At 67.9% G+C, this 2,529-nt stretch carries 3 protein-coding genes; 1 reads left to right on the forward strand and 2 read right to left on the reverse strand.

Annotation, left to right across the window (positions count from 1 at the left end; genetic code table 11):
• Positions 1 to 374 (forward strand): C40 family peptidase (locus ABZ552_RS34005; protein WP_357441947.1); only part of this gene is annotated, 374 nt, incomplete at its 5' end.
• Positions 375 to 440: 66 nt separating this feature from the next.
• Here ABZ552_RS34005 and ABZ552_RS34010 read toward each other — a convergent pair.
• Positions 441 to 1,382 (reverse strand): transglycosylase SLT domain-containing protein, encoded by a 942-nt coding sequence (locus tag ABZ552_RS34010; protein WP_281875010.1) that lies wholly within the window; start codon positions 1,380 to 1,382, stop codon positions 441 to 443.
• A 689-nt stretch (positions 1,383 to 2,071) separates the two neighbouring features.
• A partial coding sequence (locus tag ABZ552_RS34015; protein WP_357441949.1) for a phage tail tip lysozyme occupies positions 2,072 to 2,529 on the reverse strand: 458 nt, incomplete at its 5' end.

Raw genomic sequence — 2,529 nt, forward strand, 5'->3', positions numbered from 1 at the left:
GCACCGGCGCGACCGGAGCCGCCGCCAAAGCCATCCAGGTGGCACTCGCCCAACTCGGCGACCCCTACGTCTACGGTGCGGAAGGGCCGAACGCTTTCGACTGCTCGGGCCTGATGCAATACGCGGCGGCAGCCGCCGGGGTCCGGATTCCCCGAGTCGCGGCCGACCAATACCGCACCCTGCCCAAGGTGAATCCGCGAGACATCAAGCCCGGCGATCTCATCTTCCCCTCGAGTTCGTTCAAGGGGCCGAACAATCCGGGCCACGTCATCATGTACATCGGCAACGGCATGTGTGTCGAAGCTCCCCGTACCGGCGGCCACGTCCAGTACCGGAAACTGCCCAGCAGTTACGCGGCCGCGCGGTGGGCGTGATCAGTTGATCCGGCGTGCCCTCGGTGCGTCCCTGCCGCAACGGAACTCATCGGCCGCAAACGACCATCAATACCCCACGTACGAGCCGCCGCCGCGCATCTGCACGATTCCCGGCACATTGCTGACCGACCCGTAACGTTCGATGGCATACCGAACGCCCGCGACGATATTGTCCACCGGATTCCAGATATCACGATGCCCCGGAACGGAATACGCGTTGAACGTCGGATCGATCGTCTGCATCAGGCCTTTCGACGGAATTCCGGCCGCGGCGTTGCTGTCCCAGAGATTGATCGCGTTCGGGTTGCCGCCGGACTCGTGCTGGATGATCGCCGCGATGTCGGCCGGATCGATCTGGCGCGTGTCGTAGCCGTGCTGGCGCAACACCTGCAAGGCTTCGTTGATCCATTGCCCCTGTTGGCCGGACGGCCGCGAGCGTGGCGGACCGCCGCTGGGCCCGTGCACGCCGGAGTGCGCCGTGCGGCGGGGCCGCCGCGGCTGGACGGGACGCGACTCACGCAGGTAGCGGTCGGCCAGGGCAGCCACCCGATCGGCGGTGAGCACTGCCGCGGCCTGCCCCTGGCCGAGCACGGTTCCCGCCCGTTGCAAGGCGTTGTCCAAGGTGGAGATCACCAACTGCCTGCTCGCGTTGGCGTCCTGGACATTGCCGAGCGCGGTCAGGGCGGTGTTCACCTCGGCGATGATCGAGCCGATCGCGGCGCGTCCCTGCGTGCTGTTGTCCACCGCGCCGCCGAGGATGCGTTCCAACTCGGCGTTCATCGACTGTGTGGCATCGCCGTGGCGTGCTCGATTCAGATTGCTGTCGGCGTACCGGGAACCGAGCGCACCGTCCCACACGACGGGTCCGCTCGGCCGTGCCGCGTCGAGATCGGGCGGCGCGTACGGTTGTCCCGTCACGGCAGTCGGCGGGCCGTCACCGTATTGGGCGGCGATGGCCGCCAACGCGCCCATCGCCGCGGCCGCCATGGGCGTGGACGAGCCCCCCATGCCGAGCGCGTCCGAGCGCGGAACGGAGGTGGAACCCGAAGCCGGGGAAGTCGTCTCGGATGCCTGCGGTGCATTCTGCGCGCGCCCCTGAGCCGTCGCACTGGTCGGCGCCGCGGCAGCCGCACCTGGCTGTGGCCGCGGGATCGGGGTGGGAGCGCCGCGCGTCGCGGACTTGGCGGGGCGGTGCGGCGCGGTGGTAGTGGCGCTCGCGCGCACGTCGCGAGGATCGCCGGGATCATGGGGATCTCGCTCGGGGCCAGTACGATCCGTCGGAGCCATCAGTTTCCCCGATGCGCGCGGACACTACACACGGTGACCACAGAGGCAGCCATGATTCACCTTCCGCCGGATGCCCCGGTACGCGCACTGCCGATCGCCGGACACGATCAGTGCGTGCTGGAGCCGGAGGAGTGCACAGCCGACGCGGCAGCGACGTCGCTATCCGCGCCGATGCGGTGAACTCATGCCGCCTTGCCCGGCTGTCGGCTCATCCGACTCGGAATGCCTCTTCCCCGGCACCCGCCCTGGAGCGTATCCGCAGCTTAACGTAAGTATCTCCGGAGCACGCCTATTCTGTTCCCGCTTACGGGAATACCGGGCGTCCCGCGTCCCGGCAGCGGCCGGGCGACAACCGCGAGGCGCCTTGGTGGGAAAAAGGCACCGAGCGACCGGGCGAAGGCCGGGCGGCGTCAAACGGCGACGTTGCGCATCGCCGAGGCGATGCTGTTGGCGTAGGCGATGCGCTGCCCTCTCGCCTCACCGGAGCTTCTTTCGTAATACTGATCGAAGACGGCCGCCGCGTAGGCGGGCGTCTGCGCGGCCCGGAGATATCCGTACGCGGTGGATTCGTTGCTGCGCAATTCGGCCATCATGAAATCGACCTGAGTCTTCCAGTCGGTGACCGGCTTACCGCGAGCTGCCGCGAATCGCTCCAGGGCCTGCCGTCGCCCACCCCGCCATTGGCACAGACCGATAGCGCCTTCGCCCGAGTTGTACGCGCTGGTCTTGAACCCCGACTCGACCTGAATATTGCCCACGATCCCCGCGGCCTGTGCGGGCGTGAGTCCGTGTTTCGAGATGAGGTAGCGATAGATGTCCGCCGGGTTGGCGTTCGAGCCCCCGGGAATGTTGTCGGCGCTGCCACTCG

Source organism: Nocardia sp. NPDC019219 (assembly GCF_040632645.1).
In the GTDB taxonomy this organism is placed as follows: Bacteria; Actinomycetota; Actinomycetes; order Mycobacteriales; family Mycobacteriaceae; genus Nocardia; species Nocardia sputorum.